This is a genomic window from Pseudomonas lurida (assembly GCF_002563895.1).
Taxonomy (GTDB): Bacteria; Pseudomonadota; Gammaproteobacteria; order Pseudomonadales; family Pseudomonadaceae; genus Aquipseudomonas; species Aquipseudomonas lurida.
Genome location: NZ_PDJB01000001.1, coordinates 4,378,550 through 4,397,756, shown reverse-complemented (window position 1 = coordinate 4,397,756; position 19,207 = coordinate 4,378,550). Strand labels below are relative to the sequence as shown.

General features: G+C 63.3%; 12 protein-coding genes. 6 read left to right on the top strand and 6 right to left on the bottom strand.

Annotated elements, in window-relative coordinates; translation table 11 throughout:
- Window positions 1-119: 119 nt before the first annotated feature.
- On the top strand, window positions 120-935 hold the full coding sequence (locus ATH90_RS19860) for an SDR family oxidoreductase (protein ID WP_069077899.1): 816 nt from the start codon (window positions 120-122) through the stop codon (window positions 933-935).
- A 128-nt stretch (window positions 936-1,063) separates the two neighbouring features.
- A complete protein-coding gene (gene csrA, locus ATH90_RS19855; RefSeq protein WP_034107781.1) occupies window positions 1,064-1,267 on the top strand; it encodes a carbon storage regulator CsrA in 204 nt (67 codons plus the stop codon).
- Window positions 1,268-1,269: 2 nt separating this feature from the next.
- Here the strand turns inward: csrA and ATH90_RS19850 are convergent, their stop codons facing one another.
- From ATH90_RS19850 to ATH90_RS19835, 4 genes are all read right to left on the bottom strand, one after another.
- A complete protein-coding gene (locus ATH90_RS19850) occupies window positions 1,270-1,497 on the bottom strand; it encodes a YheU family protein (protein ID WP_003172962.1) in 228 nt (75 codons plus the stop codon).
- 59 nt (window positions 1,498-1,556) lie between these two features.
- The gene (locus ATH90_RS19845; protein WP_098467143.1) at window positions 1,557-2,741 is read right to left on the bottom strand and encodes an osmoprotectant NAGGN system M42 family peptidase; all 1,185 of its coding nucleotides are present in this window, start codon (window positions 2,739-2,741) and stop codon (window positions 1,557-1,559) included.
- Window positions 2,742-2,886: 145 nt separating this feature from the next.
- Window positions 2,887-4,620, bottom strand: coding sequence for an N-acetylglutaminylglutamine synthetase (ngg, locus tag ATH90_RS19840; RefSeq protein WP_034107776.1), 1,734 nt, complete (start codon window positions 4,618-4,620; stop codon window positions 2,887-2,889).
- Between the two features lie 3 nt (window positions 4,621-4,623).
- The gene (locus ATH90_RS19835; protein WP_034107774.1) at window positions 4,624-6,396 is read right to left on the bottom strand and encodes an N-acetylglutaminylglutamine amidotransferase; all 1,773 of its coding nucleotides are present in this window, start codon (window positions 6,394-6,396) and stop codon (window positions 4,624-4,626) included.
- Window positions 6,397-6,706: 310 nt separating this feature from the next.
- Between ATH90_RS19835 and ATH90_RS19830 the strand changes: the two genes are divergently transcribed.
- Entirely contained in the window at window positions 6,707-11,539 is a 4,833-nt protein-coding gene (locus ATH90_RS19830; RefSeq protein WP_244906000.1) for an NEL-type E3 ubiquitin ligase domain-containing protein, read from the top strand.
- Window positions 11,540-11,550: 11 nt separating this feature from the next.
- On the opposite strand, the gene mnmC is transcribed toward ATH90_RS19830, so the two are convergent.
- Complete coding sequence (gene mnmC, locus ATH90_RS19825) at window positions 11,551-13,539, bottom strand: bifunctional tRNA (5-methylaminomethyl-2-thiouridine)(34)-methyltransferase MnmC2/FAD-dependent 5-carboxymethylaminomethyl-2-thiouridine(34) oxidoreductase MnmC1 (RefSeq protein ID WP_098467142.1); 1,989 nt, start codon at window positions 13,537-13,539, stop codon at window positions 11,551-11,553.
- 141 nt (window positions 13,540-13,680) lie between these two features.
- Between mnmC and pap the strand changes: the two genes are divergently transcribed.
- From pap to ATH90_RS19810, 3 genes are all read left to right on the top strand, one after another.
- On the top strand, window positions 13,681-15,195 hold the full coding sequence (pap, locus tag ATH90_RS19820) for a polyphosphate:AMP phosphotransferase (protein WP_098467141.1): 1,515 nt from the start codon (window positions 13,681-13,683) through the stop codon (window positions 15,193-15,195).
- 145 nt (window positions 15,196-15,340) lie between these two features.
- Entirely contained in the window at window positions 15,341-16,525 is a 1,185-nt protein-coding gene (locus tag ATH90_RS19815) for a thiolase family protein (RefSeq protein ID WP_034107766.1), read from the top strand.
- A 195-nt stretch (window positions 16,526-16,720) separates the two neighbouring features.
- Entirely contained in the window at window positions 16,721-17,677 is a 957-nt protein-coding gene (locus ATH90_RS19810) for a DMT family transporter (RefSeq protein WP_098467140.1), read from the top strand.
- Here ATH90_RS19810 and ATH90_RS19805 read toward each other — a convergent pair.
- The gene (locus tag ATH90_RS19805) at window positions 17,674-19,056 is read right to left on the bottom strand and encodes a class II fumarate hydratase (RefSeq protein WP_034107761.1); all 1,383 of its coding nucleotides are present in this window, start codon (window positions 19,054-19,056) and stop codon (window positions 17,674-17,676) included. The two genes, ATH90_RS19810 and ATH90_RS19805, sit on opposite strands and share 4 nt — an antisense overlap.
- Window positions 19,057-19,207: the final 151 nt, after the last annotated feature.

Sequence of the window (19,207 nt, the reverse complement as noted above, 5' to 3'; positions counted from 1 at the left end):
GACATCCGACCCGGCCGCTGGTTTGCCACGGGCATTCATCAATCTAATGGTGGATGGGTGCACGAAAAACCTTCGCTACACTGCCGGTCACTTCTTCCGTGAACCACAAGGCTACTTCTATGCAAAATCGCATGATGATCACTGGCGCCGGGTCCGGCCTGGGTCGCGAAATCGCGCTGCGCTGGGCTCGCGAGGGTTGGCAGCTGGCCTTGTCGGACGTCAGCGAGCCGGGCCTGCAGGAAACCCTGAGGCTGGTGCGCGAGGCCGGTGGCGATGGGTTTGTGCAGCGTTGCGACGTGCGCGACTACAGCCAGCTCACCGCGTTTGCCCAGGCCTGCGAGGTGAAACTCGGCGGGGTCGATGTGATCGTCAACAATGCGGGCGTGGCCTCGGGAGGGTTCTTTGCCGAGCTGTCCCTGGAAGACTGGGACTGGCAGATCGCGATCAACCTGATGGGCGTGGTCAAGGGCTGCAAGGCGTTCCTGCCGCTGCTGGAAAAGAGCAAGGGGCGCATCATCAACATCGCGTCCATGGCTGCGCTGATGCAGGGGCCCGCCATGAGCAACTACAACGTGGCCAAGGCCGGTGTGGTGGCGCTGTCGGAAAGTTTGCTGGTGGAACTCAAGCAACAGGAAGTCGGCGTGCACGTGGTGTGCCCATCGTTCTTCCAGACCAACCTGCTCGACTCGTTCCGCGGGCCGACCCCGGCCATGAAGGCACAGGTCGGTAAATTGCTGGAAAGCTCACCGATCTCGGCAGCGGATATCGCCGACTACATCTACCAGCGTGTCGCCGAGGGCGAGTTCATGATCCTGCCCCACGAACAGGGGCGCATGGCGTGGGCATTGAAGCAGAAGAACCCGCAGTTGCTCTATGACGAAATGACCAGCATGGCCGATAAGATGCGTGCCAAGGCGCAGGCGGCCAAGGGCTGATCCAGTAGCGGTCTGTCAGACAACTTACCGGCGCATGTAGGGCTTGCCTGAATTCTTCGCAAGCCATTGATGCACCCCCACCGAGCGCGCATGGTCGAGGTCCTTTCATTGCTAAAAGGATAACCGCCATGCTGGTCTTAAGCCGTGCCGTAGGCGAAGTCATCTCCATCGGCGATGACATCGCCGTGCACATTCTTGAGTTGAACGGTAACCAAGTGAAGTTAGGCGTGGAGGCGCCAAGCGGGGTGCATGTACACCGTGCCGAGGTCTACCAGAAGATCCTCGATCGCCAGGGCGCAGCCACTCACCCGGTGACGGTGCCCAATCTCTGATGTCAGTCGAACAGGTGCTTGGGCACGTCGTGCTTGAGCATCAACTGGCATTGCTCGCTTTCCGGGTCGAACACAATCAGCGCCTGGCCCTTGGTCAGCGCCTGGCGCACGCGCAGTACGCGGGTTTCCAGCGGCGTGTCGTCGCCATTGTCGGTGCCGTCACGGGTGACGAAGTCTTCGATCAGACGGGTCAGGGTGTCGACTTCAAGTGCATCGTGGGGAATCAGCATACAAGCCTCGGGTGATGGATCCCGGCGATCCTACTGCGCCGGGACCGGAGTTGCCAGTTTCAGGACTTGTTGCCTACCAGGCTGTCCACCGACGGCACCCGTGTGTCGCTCTCCATCTGCGTCTCATGCTCGATCTGGTGACTGAACCGATCCAGGGAACCCTGCGCCGGCTGCGCATCACTGGCGAACACCGGTGGGCTGAGAATGTAGGCGCCCAACAGGCGGCTCAGTGCCGCCAGGCTGTCGATGTGCGTACGCTCGTACCCGTGGGTCGCATCACAGCCAAACGCCAGCAAGGCGGTGCGGATGTCGTGGCCGGCGGTCACCGCCGAGTGCGCGTCGCTGAAGTAATAGCGGAACAGGTCGCGGCGCACCGGCAAGTCATGGTCAGACGCCAGGCGCAGCAAATGCCGCGACAGGTGATAGTCATACGGCCCGCCGGAATCCTGCATGGCCACGCTCACCGCGTGTTCACTGGAGTGCTGGCCGGGGGCGACGGGGGCAATGTCGATGCCGACAAACTCGCTGACATCCCAGGGCAGGGCGGCGGCGGCGCCACTGCCGGTTTCCTCGGTGATGGTGAACAGCGGGTGGCAGTCGATCAGCAAGGGCTCGCCGCTGTCGACAATCGCCTTGAGCGCCGCGAGCAGGGCGGCGACGCCGGCCTTGTCGTCCAGATGACGGGCGCTGATGTGCCCGCTCTCGGTGAATTCCGGCAGCGGGTCGAAGGCCACATAGTCACCGATACCAATCCCCAGCGAATCACAATCGGCACGGGTAGCGCAGTAGGCATCCAGGCGCAATTCCACATGGTCCCAACTCACGGGCATTTCATCCACGGCGGTATTGAACGCATGCCCGGAAGCCATCAATGGCAGCACACTGCCACGGATCACGCCGTTGTCGGTAAACAGGCTGACGCGGCTGCCTTCGGCGAAGCGGCTCGACCAGCAGCCCACTGGCGCGAGGCTCAAGCGACCGTTGTCCTTGATCGCGCGAACCGCTGCGCCGATGGTGTCCAGGTGCGCGGACACCGCACGGTCGGGGCTGTTTTTCTGGCCCTTGAGGGTGGCGCGGATGGTCCCGCGCCGGGTCATTTCAAAGGGAATGCCCAGTTCTCCCAGGCGCTCGGCGACATAACGCACGATGGTGTCGGTAAATCCGGTGGGGCTGGGAATGGCGAGCATTTCCAGCAGCACTTTTTGCAGGTAGTTCAGGTCCGGTTCGGGGATGGTTCGGCTCATAAAGACTCCTGATTACGCGTGAAGATGGGGTGCCATCCGGGATTCATCGCGGGTACGTCCGCTCCCAGGTTCAGCGCATTCCAATGTGGGAGCGGGCGTGCCCGCGATGAGGCCGGAACAGCCAGCCCATCGCTCGAGCGGTCGGTTAACTGTGAGGAAACAACAAATCCACAAACCGCTCAGCCGTAGGCTGCGGTTCATGATTGGCCAGGCCGGCCCGTTCGTTGGCTTCGATAAACACATACTCGGGTTGATCGGCGGCCGGCACCATCAGGTCCAGGCCTACCATGGGGATGTCCAAGGCGCGGGCGGCGCGCACGGCGGCGTCCACCAGCGTGGGGTGCAGGATGGCGGTAACGTCTTCCAGGCAACCGCCGGTGTGCAGGTTGGCGGTGCGGCGCACGGCGAGGGTCTGGCCACGGGGCAGGATGCTGCTGTAGTCGTAGCCGGCGGCCTTCAAGGTACGTTCGGTCTCGCCATCCAGCGGGATTTTGCTTTCTCCGTCGGTAGCGGCCTGGCGACGGCGGCTCTGGGCTTCGATCAGCGCGCCGATGGAATGCTGGCCGTCACCGGTCACCTCCGCCGGGCGGCGGATCGCGGCAGCCACGACCTCGAAGCCGATCACCAGGATGCGCAGGTCGAGGCCTTCGTGAAAGCTCTCCAGCAGTACACGGCTGTCGAACTGGCGCGCTGCCTCGATCGCCCGCTGCACGTCTTCAATGCTCTGCAGATCCACCGCCACGCCCTGGCCTTGCTCGCCATCCAGCGGCTTGACCACGATGCGCTGGTGCTCGTCGAGGAACTCCAGGTTGTCATCGGCGCTGCCCGCCAGTTGCTGCGCCGGCAGTTTCAAACCGGCTGCCTTGAGCACTTTGTGGGTCAGGCTCTTGTCCTGGCACAAGGTCATGCTGATGGCGCTGGTCAGGTCGCTCAACGACTCACGGCAACGCACACGGCGCCCGCCATGACTGAGGGTGAACAGGCCTGCATCGGCGTCATCCACCTGCACATCGATGCCGCGTCGATGGGCCTCTTCGACGATGATCCGTGCATACGGATTGAACCCCGCCTGCGGGCCGGGGCCGAGGAACAGCGGTTGGTTGATACCGTTCTTGCGCTTGATCGCAAACGTGGTCAAGGCGCGAAAACCGAGCTTGGCGTAAAGGTTCTTGGCCTGGCGGTTATCGTGCAGCACCGACAGGTCAAGGTAACTCAGGCCACGGCTCATGAAGTGTTCAACCAGATGGCGCACCAGCACCTCGCCCACACCGGGGCGTGTGCATTGCGGGTCGACCGCCAGGCACCACAGGCTGCAACCATTTTCCGGGTCGTGAAACGCCTTCTGGTGGTTGAGGCCCATCACGCTGCCGATCACCGCGCCGCTGTCTTCATCTTCCGCCAGCCAATACACCGGGCCGCCTTCATGACGAGGCGTGAGGCGTTCGGCGTCGACCGGCAACATGCCGCGCCCTTGATACAGGTGGTTGACCGCCTGCCAATCGGCTTCGGACTGCACCCGACGAATGCGAAAACCGCGGAACACCCGGGTGGCAGGGCGATAGTCGCTGAACCACAGGCGCAGGGTGTCGGACGGGTCGAGGAACAGCTGCTGGGGATCGATGCCCAGGATCTGTTGCGGCGCCGCCACGTAGAGCGCGATATCGCGCTCGCCGGGTTGCTCATTCAGCAGTTCCTGGGCCAGGGTCGCCGGGTCGGGGAAGGTATGCCCGATCAGCAACCGGCCCCAACCGCAATGCACGGCAATCGGCTCGGCGGCCAAGGGGCTGCCGTCTTCCGCCAGGCGGGCTTGCAGGCGCTCATAGGTCGGCGCCTGGCCTTTGAGCAAGCGTTGGCTGTAGGCCGCTGCATGGGGTTTCATCAATCAGATTCCTTGTTCGCTGAGCCACAGGTTCAGCGCCGCCAGTTGCCACAGCTTGGAGCCGCGCAGCGGGGTCAGTTGGCCTTGCGGGTCGGTGAGCAAGCGGTCGAGCATGGCGGGGTTGAACAGGCCGCGGTCCTGGCTGGGGTCCAGCAACAGTTCGCGCACCCAGTTCAATGTGTCGCCCTGCAAATGCTTGAGGCCCGGCACGGGGAAGTAACCTTTCTTGCGGTCAATGACTTCGCTCGGGATCACGCGGCGCGCGGCTTCCTTCAGCACCTGCTTGCCGCCGTCGGGCAATTTGAACTGGCCCGGTACGCGGGCCGACAGTTCAACCAGGCGGTAGTCGAGGAACGGCGTACGCGCTTCAAGGCCCCAGGCCATGGTCATGTTATCGACGCGTTTGACCGGGTCATCCACCAGCATCACCGTGCTGTCCAGGCGCAGCGCTTTATCCACCGCTGCGTCGGCACCGGGCATGGCGAAATGCTCGCGCACGAAGTCACCGGCGGCATCGTTGGCGGTCAGCCATTTCGGTGCAACGGTGGCGGCGTAGTCGTCATAGCTGCGGTCGAAAAAAGCCTCGCGGTAGGCGGCATACGGGTCGCTGGCGCCGTCGACTTGTGGGTACCAGTGGTAACCGGCGAACAGTTCATCGGCGCCCTGGCCGCTCTGCACCACCTTGCAGTGCTTGGCCACTTCCCGCGACAGCAGGTAGAACGCGATGCAGTCGTGGCTGACCATCGGCTCGCTCATGGCGCGGAAGGCGGCCGGCAGTTGCTCGATGATCTCGCTTTCGGCGATGCGCAATTGGTGGTGACGCGTGCCGTAGTGCTTGGCGATCAGGTCCGAGTACTGGAACTCGTTGCCGGCCTCGCCACCGGCGTCTTCAAAGCCGATGGAGAAGGTCGACAGATCCTGCACGCCGACTTCGCGCAGCAGGCCGACGAGCATGCTCGAATCCACACCGCCCGACAGCAACACGCCTACATCCACGGCCGCGCGTTGACGGATCGCCACGGCTTCGCGGGTGCTGTCGAGCACGCGGTCGGTCCAGTCTTCCAGGGTCAGGTTCTTTTCATCGTCATGGGGGCCGTAGGGCAGGGTCCACCAGGTTTTCTGCTCGGTATTGCCCTCAGCGTCGATGCGCATCCAGGTGGCCGGTGGCAGTTTCTCGATACCCGCCAACAGTGTGCGTGGCGCAGGCACCACCGCATGGAAGTTCAGGTAATGATTGAGCGCCACCGGGTCGAGGATCGGGTTGATGTCGCCGCCCTTGAGCAACGCTGGTAACGCCGAAGCAAAGCGCAGGCGCTTGCCGGTGCGCGACAGGTACAGCGGCTTCACGCCGAGCCGGTCACGGGCGATGAACACGCGCTGGGCATCGCGCTCCCAGATGGCAAAGGCAAACATGCCGTTGAGCTTGGGCAGCAGCGCTTCGCCCCAGGCGTGATAACCCTTGAGCAGCACTTCGGTGTCGCCACCGGAATAGAAGGCGTAGCCCAGGGCTTCCAGCTCTTCACGCAACTCCGGGAAATTGTAGATCGCGCCGTTGAACGCCAGGGACAGCCCCAATTGGGCGTCGACCATCGGTTGGGCCGAACCGTCGGACAGGTCCATGATTTTCAAGCGTCGATGGCCCAGGGCAATCGGCCCTTGGGCATGGAAGCCCCACGCGTCAGGACCGCGTGGTGCCAAATGATGGGTGATTCGTTCCACCGCTGCCAGGTCGGCAGGTTGATGATCGAAACGTAACTCGCCAGCTAATCCGCACATAGATTCCTTACCGGTTTTTCCGTTGGGGAGGGACAAAAAAGGGACCTCGCCAAAATGGCGGGTACCCAGAGACTGACCCGGGCTGATTGTGGGAGTTTTAGAACAATACGTTATAAGGCAAAGGGCCTTGAGTGGCCGCAAGCCACGTCGCGTGCGACGGGGGCGCCCGTCTACGGTCGGTAGATAGGTCAATAACGGATGCAAAAAGTGGGGGGATGCGCCGTGTTATCGACCGCCTATTTGAACCCTTCATCGCCGGCGTGGGCGTTATTGTCCGGGTCATTATCCAACGCAATAAGGACTGTTGCCGATGACCCGAAACCCGGCTGTAAGCCAGGCCGCTGCGCCTGTCACTCAGGCGCAAATAACCGCTGCACTGCTGGAAATCACCGGCGACCTGGACAAGGCCAAGGTGCTGCAGCACACGCTGCCCCCATGGCTGGTGAGTGCCACTGCACAAACGCGTCAGGCGCTCGAAGCGGCGAATGCCAGCAGCCTTCAACCCCGCGAGCGGGCCGCGAGCCTGTTGCGCCGTGTAACACCCCTCAGGTCATTTTGTGCCGGGCGACTCAACGCACTCCTGGCGGCGAAGGGGCATGCTGACCTGGACGTCGAACGTGACTGGCTGGAGTTGCCCAAGCGGCAGTTCGCCGGGTTGACCGTCGGCAGCGGCTTACGGCTGCGGACGATGTCCTTGGACAAGCACAACCTGCTGCAGGCGGCCATGCAGAATTTTACCCTGGACCAGGCCGAGGCGGGGGGGCTGCCCGCAGGCGCGGTGATTCGAACGGGTGAGGCAGGCCAGGACGTGTCGACGCTGAGCGCTGGAGCCTTTGCGCGGTACTGCCGCGAACTGGACCTGGGCGAGGCCTATCAACGGCACCTGCGTGAGGTGTTCAACCTCACGGCGAGTGACGACGAGGGCGGCGCTGAACGGGCCTACAATCCGGTGGTCGGCGAGGTCGGCCAGTGCAAGATCAAGGACATGCACATCGACTTGCAGATCGCCCATGGCAAGGGGGATATCAGTGAGTCCGGCCATACCGCGTTGCAGGCCCTCCTGCTCAATGCCCGCGTGCCCGCCCGAAACCTGCAGCATGTGGTGTTCCATGAAAAGCCGCTGGCCTGGCAAGGGATGAATGTGCACGGGGCATGCCTGTGGAGCGTGCTGGTGTTCGGCCATGTCTCCACGCACGGCTTTGCTGATGGGCCCTTGCTGGTGTACATGCCAGGCGAGCCCGGGCGCCCGTGGTATGAATACCCCACGCTAGGCGATCTGACCGCCTACCTGACGCTCAAGCTTCAGGTGCCGGCCTATCGCACTTTTTTCACTCGCTATCTGGATGAGGCCGAGCGGTTCGGTTTTTTCCAGCGTTTTGACAAACACAGGACACTGGAACGCGTCGAGCCCGTGGTGGTGGACGCCAGCCTGGAGCAGTTCTTCTTCGGCGCCCTGACCCGCAAGATCCAACTGGACGCCGTTGCATTGGCCGTACCGACGGCGCAAGTGGATGACGAGGTGCGCCAGAAACGCCTACAAGGCTATCTGGAGGCGGGCCTGAATATGTTGAACATCGCCGGCCTGGTGGTGCCGGTGCTTGGGCAATTGATGATCGGCGTCGCCGTCGGCGAGATGCTCGCCGAGGTCTTCGAGGGGGTGGATGAATGGACCCATAGCGACCAGGCCGAGGGCCTTGAACATTTGGTCAATGTGGCCGAAAACCTGGCGGCCATGGCCCTGTTCGCGGACGGTGTGAAGGTGGCGGGCAAGGTGTTCAGGGCCTACAAGTCCAATCCCGCGGAGTTCTTCGAGGCGGTCGAAGCCGTGCAGATGCCTGATGCGGCGCCTCGCTTGTGGCGTCGGCGGCTGAAGCCATACGGCCGGACGCTGGATGTCGACGCCCTGACGGTTGCCAATAGCCGTGGGATCTACCAGGCCGGCGGTCATTCATATGTCAGGATCAAGGGGGTGGTGTATTCGGTGGCCTACGATGAGCGGTCGGGTTACTGGCACGTCCTTCATCCGACGCGTCCCACGGCCTATTGTCCACGCCTGCTGCACAACCGCCAGGGCGGCTGGCGGTTTGCGTTCGAACACACCCAGGAGTGGGGCAGCCCATCCTACATCCTCACTCGGCTCAACCCGCGCCTGGCCGCGCTGGCCCCCGAGCAATTGAAACACGTGGCGAGCATTGTCGACATGCGCCCCTCCCGGCTGCACGCCCTGGCCCTGCAAAACAGGCCGCTGCCGGAGCGCTTCAACGACTGCGTGGCGCGTTTCGCCCTGAACCAGCAAGTCCGCGATCTGACCTGGCAGCTGGAACATCAGCCACGGCCGGATGCAAACACAGCGCGCGTCCAGTTGCTGGCGTTGCCGCTGATGCCGGGATGGCCGCAGGGACGGTTTTTCGAGGTGCTGGACAGCCAAGGGGCGCTGCTCGAACGTTACCCGGGCACCGTACCGTTCGACCCTGGACACTTGAGCATCCACATCACTGAACAGGCGCTCAAAGACGGCGAAGTCATGGCGACCCTGCTCGACGTCCTGCCGCCGGACGAGACCTACACCCTGCTGGGGAGCTCGGTACCACCCGATGAGCAGGGCGCGGTGCTGGCGCGCCAGTTGCTGGCCTCGCTCAAGCGTACCCACCGAGAGGTGTTCCAGCAGCTGTACGAAGCAGCGGATGGCATTACCCATTCAGACCACGGGTTGCTCAAGGCGCATTTCCCGCACTTGCCCAATCGCATCGCCTGGGAATTACTGTCCAAGACGTCAACCGTGCATCGCCGGCAACTGCGCAGCACCCGACGCGTGCCGCTGCCGCTCGCACAACGGGTACGCGAAGCGTTGGTCATGCAGGAAGAAGATCAGGCGTTGATCGGCCTGTACCTGCCGGAGCTGGCGGCCGCCCCCTCGCGACGGCTGGCCGTCAACCTGCTGGCGAAAGTCGCCGGGTGGCCGCGGGATATGCAAGTGCAGGTACGCCGGGACAGTGTGATCGGCAACCTGATCGGCACCTCTGGCAGCCAGCATGCACGGTGGCGGCGCACACTGGTCGAGACCGGCGATGGGGTCCAGGCGTTCGACGATAAAGGTGCGCCACTGGGCGAAAAGGCGTCAGGCCCAGAAGGGTTTTACCAGGCGCTGCTCGCCACTTTGTCGCCTGCGCAATTGGCTGCACTGAACCTATCGGGGGCAGAGCACGCCAGTCGGTTACGCGACGCGATCCAGGCGTGCGCCGAGGAAGAACGCCACGTGCTGTCACGCTATCTGTGGCCCGAGCGTGCACTCCCTGAGCCGGCGCCGGTGCCGTGCGTCCAGGCCATGGTGCGCTCGACGCGGCACCCGGCGGCGCTGGTGCGCAAGGTCCACCGGCTGTATCCCGGTTTTGACGAGCGCCAGGTGGCGACGTTCCTGGACCGGCAAGGCCCCGATCACCTGGCGCGCGCCCAGTCCGTGGAGGCGTTGGAGCGACAGTTCGAGGCCCTGCATCGGGCGCTCAAGGTGTGGCGCAGTGACAAGACGTCCTTCGGCGGTCTCCCTCAGCCCCAGGCAGATTACCGCTTGGGCCGTCACCAGGCGATGCAGGCCATCGAGGAGGGCTGGAAACAGATGCTGCTGTTGCCCGATGCCGACGGGGTAAAGGTCCCAAGCCTGGTACTCGATGGCCTGGTCGTGGGTCGATTGCCCACATTACCGGCGCAGGTCAACTTTGCCCATGTCCGGCAGTTGTCGTTGAACAGAATGGGGCTCGACGATGACGTGGCCTATTTTCTCAAGCACTTCAAGCAGCTTGAGGCTTTGGAACTGCGCAGTAACGAGGTGACACGCCTGCCGGAGGTACTGTCACAGATGCCCGCGCTCAAACGCCTGTACCTCAACGACAACCACCTGCAACTCACCGAACACACCCGCGCCAAGCTGGCTGACCTGCGAGGCCTGCAGGTATTGAGCCTGAGCAACAACCCGTTGACCGACCCGCCTGCCATCGGTCACCTGTTCGAGTTGCGTGAGCTGATGGTGCGTCATTGTCGTCTGCGCGCGTTTCCCGGTGGGGTGTCGCGCCTGCCCTACCTGCAGTACCTCGACCTGCGCGACAACGATATCCTGGCCTTGCCCGGCTGGTTGTCCACCGCGCCACGTCCGGTGGCTGAAGCCATCAACCTGCGGCACAACCCGCTGGATGAAGCCAGCCGAAAGACACTCGCCGACTACCGGAGCCGGACCGGCGTAGGCATGGGCTTCCTGGAAGATGACATCGCTCGCCTCAACGAGCAGAAGGCCCGGGAACTATGGTTGGCCGATAGCGGGGTTGCGCGGTACTCGCAAAAGGAGATCGTTTGGACAGGGCTCAAGCATGAGCCAGAGTCCGAGAGCCTGTTCGGGTTATTGGCCGAACTGGGCGGCACTGGTGATGCTCAACTGGTGCGTGAGGACCTGGAGCGGCGTGTCTGGAGGGTGCTGGAGGCCGCCGGGCATGACACGCAGCTACGCCATGAGATCTTTGACCGGGCGGCCACTCCCCTCAATTGCGATGACAGTGCGGCACTGAATTTCAGCAACCTTGAGGTGCTGGTGGAGATCCACGAGGCCGCCAAAGGGGTCGAAGGTGGCAAGCTGACCGCCAAGCCACTGCTGAAGTTGGCCAAGGGCCTGTTTCGTCTGGACCAGTTGGACAGCTACGCCCGCACGCACAGTCAGGAGCACCCGGAGGCCGATCCGCTGGAAGTCAGCCTGGCCTACCGGACAGGGCTGGCCAGCAAGTTTCATTTGCCGGGTCAGCCCCGGCATATGCGTTTTGCGCGCCTGGGAGGCGTCACGCTGGAAGCGCTGAACAGTGCCGAAGAACAACTCCGGGCGGCGGAGCGCTCACCCAAGCTCTTGAACTACCTGGTGGAGCTGCCGTTATGGGACCGTCACTTGAAACTCACATTCAGCCGATCGTTCGAGGCGTTGAACGAGCCCTTTGACCAACGCCTGCAGGCTGTGTTTGAAAAAAGCACCGCGCTGAACGACGTCGACTACCTTGACCAGATGAACCAGATCCTGCGCGAGCAGCAGGCGGCGCATAAGGGCGAATCCGAGCGCCTGACCAAGGAGGCGCTGAGGCTCGGAGATCTGTCACCCTGTGTGATCCCGTGATTCAGCCTGGTCTAGGGCTTGCCGGCGTTGCTGCGAATCAGCGCGCGCAAGGCAAAGCGATTGGGGTGGCAAGCCTCGGCCACGCTGCTGGGCAAGGGCAAGGGTTCGGCTTCCAGCCAGGCTGCCAGCAGTTCGGCACACAGCGGCGCGGTCACCAGGCCCCGTGAGCCATGGCCGCTGTTGATGTAGACGCCATCGAGCCAGGGACAGGGGGCCGTTGGCACGTGGCGGGCGTCCTTGCGCAGAATCGCATAGGCCTCGTCGAACGCATCGCGTTCGGCCAGCGGCCCGACAATCGGCAGGTAGTCGGGGCTGGTGCAGCGGAATGCAGCGCGGCCTTCAAGGTCTCCGGGGGCCAATGTGTCGGCACCCAGGCGCAGGGCCAGGTCGGCGGAGATTTCCCGCAGCATGTCCAGGTTGCCCGCGTGTTCGGTGGCGGTAGGCGTGAGGTCATCGTTCTTGAAGTCGAAGCTGGCGCCCAGGGTGTGCTCTCCCAGGCGCGCCGGGGCAACGTAGCCCTCGGCGCACACCACGGTAGCCAGCGCCTGGCTGGCCGGGGTTTGCGCCAACCGGGTGATTTGCCCGCGGATACGCTTGAGCGGCAGGTCGGCACTGAACGCAAAGCGCTTGACCTCGGCGGCACCGGCCAGCACCACGACACGGGCGCTGGCCAGCAGGTGATCGCCGGCCAGGGCTTGCCATTGACCGTCAACGCGTCGCAACTCAAGGGCTTCGTGATGGGGCAGAACCTCGATCAACGGGTGCCGCGCCTGCCATTCGCACAGGGCTGGCGGATGCACCCAGCCGCCCTCGGGGTAAAACAGCCCGCCATGGGCCAATGCCACGCCCGCGCGCGCCTGGGCCTGAGCGGTATCCAACGGGTGCAGCAGGCCTGGCGCGAACGCTTCGGCCAACTGCGCCTGACGTTCGGCCTCCTTGGCATTGAACGCCAGTTGCAGCACGCCGCAACCGTCCCAGTCGACGCCCCGGTGCAGGTGCTCCAGCAGGCGCCGAGTGTGGCCGAAGCCGCTGAGAATCAGCTGGGAAAGCGCCGTGCCATGAGCGGACAGCTTGAGGTACAGCACGCCCTGCGGGTTGCCCGAGGCTTCCTGGGCCAGGGCGCCATGGCGCTCCAGCAGTTTGACGTTCCAGCCGCGTGCCGCGAGGCTGGCCGCCGTGGCGCAGCCGGCGAGGCCGCCGCCGATCACCAGCGCGCTGCGCTCACCCTGCAGGGGCGCTGGGCGGGCGAACCACGGTTTGCCTGGGGCCGGTGGCGGCGTTTCGACCGGCCAACCGAGAAACTCGCCACGCAGGATCTCCCATTTGTGGCCGATGCCCGGGGTACGTTTCATCTTGAACCCGGCGGCGTTGATCAGCCGGCGTACCCAGCCGGTGCTGGTAAAGGTACTGATGGTCGAGCCGGGTGCCGCCAGGCGTGCCAGTTGGGCGAACAGCTCGGCGGTCCACATGTCGGGGTTTTTCGCCGGGGCGAAGCCGTCGAGAAACCACGCATCGACCTGCGCGTCCAGTTGCGGTAACTGCTCGAGGGCGTCGCCGATCAACAGGGTCAGCGTCACGCGGCCGTTGTCCAGCACCAGGCGTTGGAAGCCTTGGTGGATGGCGATGTACTGCGCCAGCAGTTGCTCGGCGAAGGGCGCCAGTTCGGGCCAGAGGGCGAGGGCGCGGTGCAGGTCGGCATGGCTCAGCGGGTACTTTTCCACACTGACAAAATGCAGCCGCGCACCGGCCACCGCGTGTTGCTCGAAGAGCTGCCAGGCGCAGAGAAAATTCAAGCCAGTGCCGAAGCCGGTCTCGCCAATCACCAGCCTGCCGCCCACCGGCAGGGCGGCAAAGCGTTCCTGCAAACGGTTCTGTTCCAGGAACACATAGCGGGTTTCATCAAGGCCCGACTGGTCGGAAAAGTACACATCGTCGAACACCCGCGAATGCGGGCGACCTTGGTCATCCCAGTCGAGCTGGGCGTGGATTACGGGGTTCATGGGCGGCTCGGTAAAGACAAGGCCGCCATTCTAGCCGATCAACAGGCTTTGAATTGACCCATGGCAAGCGGCGGTGGAATTTCCTCCCGCACGGCGTTGCCCAATCCGCTAGTCTTGATCCATCTTGAAACGGAGCTGCCCATGTTCGAATCCGCCGAAATCGGTCACGCCATCGACAAAGACACCTTCGAAGCCGAAGTGCCCGCCCTGCGTGAAGCCCTGCTGGAAGTGCAGTACGAACTGCAACAGCAAAAGCGCTTCCCGGTGATCATCCTCATCAACGGCATCGAAGGCGCCGGCAAGGGCGAGACCGTCAAGCTGCTGAATGAATGGATGGACCCGCGCCTGATCGAAGTGCGCACCTTCGACCAGCAGACCGACGAAGAACTGGCGCGACCACCGGCCTGGCGCTACTGGCGCCAACTGCCGGCCAAAGGGCGCATGGGCATCTTTTTCGGTAACTGGTACAGCCAGATGCTGCAAGGCCGCGTGCATGGGCAGATTAAGGACGCCCGTCTGGACCAGGCCATCGCCGGCGCCGAACGCCTGGAAAAAATGCTTTGCGACGAAGGCGCACTGATCTTCAAGTTCTGGTTCCACCTGTCCAAGAAGCAGATGAAAGCGCGGCTCAAGGCATTGGCCGATGACCCGCTGCACAGCTGGCGCATCAGCCCGCTGGACTGGCAGCAGTCCCAGACCTACGACAAGTTCGTGCACTTTGGCGAACGCGTTCTACGGCGCACCAGCCGTGACTACGCACCGTGGCATGTGATCGAGGGTGTCGACAGCAACTATCGCAGCCTCACCGTGGGCAAGATCCTGCTCGAAGGCCTGCAAAATGCCCTGGAACTGCGCAAGGGCAAGGCCAGTGGCATGAACCCGGCGCCGTTGCCCTCTGCGGTCGACCAGATGAGCCTGCTCAACAGCCTCGACATGACGCTGCGCCTGGACAAGGACGATTACGAAGAACAACTGATCACCGAGCAGGCGCGGTTTTCCGGCTTGATGCGCGACAAACGCATGCGCAAGCACGCCCTGGTGACGGTATTTGAAGGCAACGATGCGGCGGGCAAAGGCGGTGCTATCCGGCGGTTGGCTGCGGCCCTTGACCCGCGTCAGTACCATATCGTGCCGATCGCGGCGCCCACCGAAGACGAGCGTGCGCAGCCTTACCTCTGGCGCTTCTGGCAGAAAATCCCGGCGCGCGGCAAATTCACCGTGTTTGATCGCTCCTGGTATGGCCGCGTGCTGGTGGAGCGCATCGAGGGCTTCTGCACCACGGCGGACTGGATGCGTGCCTATGGCGAGATCAATGACTTCGAAGAGCAACTGCGCGACGCGGGCGTGATCGTGGTCAAGTTCTGGCTGGCCATCGACAAACAGACCCAGTTGGAACGCTTCCAGGCCCGCGAAGAGATTCCGTTCAAGCGCTTCAAGATCACCGAAGACGACTGGCGCAACCGCGAAAAATGGGACGACTACCGGGCTGCCGTGGGCGATATGGTCGACCGCACCAGCACCGAAGTCGCACCCTGGACCTTGGTGGAAGCCAACGACAAGCGCTGGGCGCGGGTCAAGGTGTTGCGCACCATCAACCTGGCGCTGGAAGAGGCGTTCGCCAAGTCCGACAAGCACGACAAAAAGAAAAAGAAATAGCGCCTGGCTTGTTCTGGTGAACAAGCCTGCTCACCGCAGGCAGAGCACGCTGGCCATGCTTTTGTATACGCCGGGTGAATGATCGTCGCGGTTGCGCAGGGCTGGATCTATGCTCGATCCAACAACCACAAGATCGAGGTAGCCCATGCGTGAAGTAGTGATCGTCGACAGCGTGCGAACCGGCCTGGCCAAATCCTTTCGCGGCAAGTTCAACCAGACCCGTCCGGATGACATGGCCGCTCATTGCGTCAATGCGCTGCTCACCCGCAATGGCATTGACCCGGCCACGGTGGAAGATTGCATCGTCGGCGCCGGCTCCAACGAAGGTGCCCAGGGCTACAACATCGGCCGCAACGTGGCGGTGCTCTCCCAATTAGGCACTGGCACCGCGGGTATGACCCTCAACCGTTTCTGCTCTTCGGGCTTGCAGGCGATTGCCATCGCCGCCAACCAGATTGCCTCGGGGTGCAGCGACATCATCGTCGCCGGCGGCGTCGAATCCATCAGCCTGACCCTCAAAAGCGTCAACACCGACAACCTGATCAACCCGTTGCTCAGAGAGCAGGTGCCGGGCATCTACTTCCCCATGGGCCAGACCGCCGAGATCGTTGCGCGTCGCTACAACGTCAGCCGCCAAGAGCAGGACCTGTATGCCCTGCAAAGCCAGCAGCGCACCGCCCAGGCCCAGGCCGACGGTTTGTTCAACGATGAAATCGTGCCGATGAGCGTCACTTACAAGGTCGAGGACAAGCACACGGGTGAGGTGCAGGTGCTCGAAGGCGTGGTCGACCGTGATGACTGCAATCGCCCGGACACCACCCTGGCCAGTCTGCAAGGCTTGAAACCCGTGTTCGCCGAAGACGGTTCGGTGACGGCAGGTAACTCCTCACAGCTCTCCGACGGTGCCTCGATGACCCTGGTGATGAGCCTGGAAAAAGCCCTGGCACTGGGCCTCAAGCCCAAGGCGTTTTTCCGCGGGTTTACCGTGGCCGGCTGCGAGCCCGACGAGATGGGCATTGGCCCGGTATTTTCGGTGCCCAAGCTGCTCAAGGCCAAGGGCTTGCAGGTGGCAGACATTGACCTGTGGGAGCTCAACGAGGCGTTCGCCTCCCAGTGCCTGTATGCGCGCAATCGCTTGGAAATCGACAATGCCAAATACAACGTCAACGGCGGTTCGATCTCCATTGGGCATCCCTTTGGCATGACCGGTTCGAGGCAGGTGGGGCACCTGGTGCGTGAGTTGCAGCGGCGCAATCTGCGCTATGGCATCGTCACCATGTGCGTGGGCGGCGGCATGGGCGCCACGGGGCTTTTCGAAGCTGTGCGGTAAATCTCACTGAAGAAACCGGATCAGAAAGTGTGGGAGCGGGCTTGCTCGCGAATACGGTGTATCAGTCAGCACATCCGATACTGACACGCCGCATTCGCGAGCAAGCCCGCTCCCACATTTGAACCGCGTCATAGCCCAATCCATTCGCTTGCCCCTAGAATGCCGGTTCCACTTCCTCTGGCTTCTGGGGCACTCATGCACATCTCTTCCGGCCGCTGGGTCTACGGCTTTCTCCTGACCCTGCTGACCGCGTTTCTCTGGGGTATTCTGCCGATCAAACTCAAGCAGGTGCTGCAGGTGATGGACCCGATCACCGTCACCTGGTTTCGCCTGACGGTGGCCGGCGGTTGCCTGTTCATCTACTTGGCGCTCACCAGGCGCTTGCCCAGCCGCAAAGTGCTGGGCCCCAAGGGTGGGTGGCTGGTGGGGATGGCGGTGTGCGGCCTGGTGGGCAATTACGTGTTGTACCTGGTGGGCCTGAAAATGCTCAGCCCCGGCACTGCGCAGTTGGTGGTGCAGATGGGGCCGATCTTCTTGATGATCGCCAGTGTGTTCGTGTTCAAGGAGCGCTTCAGCCTGGGCCAGGGCTTGGGCCTGGTGGTATTGATCATCGGGTTTGGCCTGTTCTTCAACCAGCGCCTGGACGAAATGCTCACCTCGCTCGGCGCCTACACCGCAGGCGTGCTGACCATCCTGCTCGCCACCACTATTTGGGTGTTCTACGCGCTAGGCCAGAAGCAATTGCTGACGGTGTGGAATTCGCTGCAAGTGATGATGGTGATCTACCTGTCGTGCGCCGCGCTGCTTACGCCCTGGGCACATCCCCTGGAAGCACTGGACCTGAGCCCGCTGCAAGGCTGGCTGTTGCTGGCGTGCTGCATGAATACGCTAGTGGCCTACGGCGCCTTTGCCGAAGCGCTCGCCCACTGGGAAGCCTCGCGGGTCAGTGCGACGCTGTCGCTCACGCCTCTGGTGACTTTTGTGGCGGTGGCTTTGGCGGCGTGGCTATGGCCGGCGTATGTACAGGCCGAAGACATCAACGCCCTGGGGTATACCGGGGCGTTGGTGGTGGTGCTGGGCTCGGCGACCGTGGCGCTGGCGCCGTCGTTGCTCGCCGGGCTGAAGGCCCGGCGGTTACGCATGGCGCCCTAGGCGCCCAGCATGTCTTCCGGGCGTACCCACTGGTCGAATTCCGCCTCGGTGAGGTACCCCAGGTCAAGCGCCGCCTCCCGCAGGGTCAACCCTTGCGCGTAGGCCTTCTTGGCGATCTCTGCGGACTTGTCGTAGCCGATGTGCGGATTGAGTGCCGTCACCAGCATCAACCCCCGCTCCAGATGCGCGGCCATCTGCTGGGCGTCGGGTTCAAGGCCTGCCACGCAGTGTTCCTGGAAGTTGTTGCAGCCGTCGGCGAGCAGGCGGATCGATTCCAGCAGGTTGTGGATGATCACCGGCTTGTACACGTTCAACTGCAAGTGCCCCTGGCTGGCGGCAATGCCGATGGTCACGTCATTGCCCAGGACCTGGCAGGCCAGCATCGACAGGGCTTCGCACTGGGTGGGGTTGACCTTGCCCGGCATGATCGAACTGCCCGGTTCGTTGGCTGGTAACTTCACTTCCGCCAAGCCGGCGCGCGGACCGGAGCCGAGCAGGCGCAGGTCGTTGGCGATTTTCATCAAGGCCACGGCCAGGGTTTTCAGCGCGCCGTGCAGCGTCACCAGCGGCTCGTGGCCGGAGAGGGCGGCGAATTTGTTCGGTGCGGTGACGAACGGCAAGCCCGACAGCGCCGCCAGTTCGGCAGCAATCGCTTCGCCAAATCCGTGGGGCGCGTTGAGCCCGGTACCTACGGCGGTGCCGCCCTGGGCCAGCTCGCACACGGCGGGCAGGGCTGCGCGTACGGCGCGTTCAGCGTAATCGAGTTGGGCGATAAAGGCCGAGAGTTCCTGGCCAAAGGTGATCGGCGTGGCATCCATCATGTGGGTGCGCCCGGTTTTCACCAGCTTCATATGCTTGGCCGCCTGCTCCGCCAGCCCGCCGGAGAGGGTCGCAATCGCGGGGAGCAGCTGTTGATGCACGGCCTGCACGGCGGCGATGCTCATGGCCGTGGGGAAGCAGTCATTGGAACTCTGGGAACGGTTGACATGATCGTTGGGGTGCACCGGGCTCTTGCCGCCGCGCGGGTTGCCCGCCAGCTCGTTGGCGCGGCCGGCGATCACTTCGTTGGCGTTCATATTGCTCTGGGTGCCACTGCCGGTCTGCCAGACCACCAGGGGGAACTGGTCATCATGTTGACCGGCCAATACTTCGTCGGCGGCCTGCTCGATCAGGCGGGCGATGTCGGCGGGCAGGTCGCCATTGCGGTCGTTGACCCGTGCCGCAGCCTTCTTGACCAAGGCCAGGGCGTGCAGTACCGCCAGGGGCATGCGTTGCTCGCCAATGGCAAAATTCACCAGCGAGCGTTGGGTCTGCGCGCCCCAGTAAGCGTCATCCGGGACGTGGACTTCTCCCAGGCTGTCGGTTTCGATACGGCTCATCGGGCACACTCCTTCAGGTTCGTTTGCGCAGTTTAGGCTGTGATGGGCCCTGGGGGTTCCCCTAAAAGACTTTTCATCGGATTGAGTGCCGCAAATCCAGGCCCGACAAGGGGTGGGGTTGAGCCATGGCGTTTTTTAGGCGCAGAATGGG

Coding starts and splice junctions, on each gene's coding strand:
- mnmC (WP_098467142.1), bottom strand. CDS start 13,539: ATGAACCCCGTAATCCACGCCCAGCTCGACTGGGATGACCAAGGTCGC.
- csrA (WP_034107781.1), top strand. CDS start 1,064: ATGCTGGTCTTAAGCCGTGCCGTAGGCGAAGTCATCTCCATCGGCGAT.
- ATH90_RS19835 (WP_034107774.1), bottom strand. CDS start 6,396: ATGTGCGGATTAGCTGGCGAGTTACGTTTCGATCATCAACCTGCCGAC.
- ATH90_RS19845 (WP_098467143.1), bottom strand. CDS start 2,741: ATGAGCCGAACCATCCCCGAACCGGACCTGAACTACCTGCAAAAAGTG.
- ATH90_RS19850 (WP_003172962.1), bottom strand. CDS start 1,497: ATGCTGATTCCCCACGATGCACTTGAAGTCGACACCCTGACCCGTCTG.
- pap (WP_098467141.1), top strand. CDS start 13,681: ATGTTCGAATCCGCCGAAATCGGTCACGCCATCGACAAAGACACCTTC.
- ATH90_RS19830 (WP_244906000.1), top strand. CDS start 6,707: ATGACCCGAAACCCGGCTGTAAGCCAGGCCGCTGCGCCTGTCACTCAG.
- ATH90_RS19860 (WP_069077899.1), top strand. CDS start 120: ATGCAAAATCGCATGATGATCACTGGCGCCGGGTCCGGCCTGGGTCGC.
- ATH90_RS19805 (WP_034107761.1), bottom strand. CDS start 19,056: ATGAGCCGTATCGAAACCGACAGCCTGGGAGAAGTCCACGTCCCGGAT.
- ngg (WP_034107776.1), bottom strand. CDS start 4,620: ATGAAACCCCATGCAGCGGCCTACAGCCAACGCTTGCTCAAAGGCCAG.
- ATH90_RS19815 (WP_034107766.1), top strand. CDS start 15,341: ATGCGTGAAGTAGTGATCGTCGACAGCGTGCGAACCGGCCTGGCCAAA.
- ATH90_RS19810 (WP_098467140.1), top strand. CDS start 16,721: ATGCACATCTCTTCCGGCCGCTGGGTCTACGGCTTTCTCCTGACCCTG.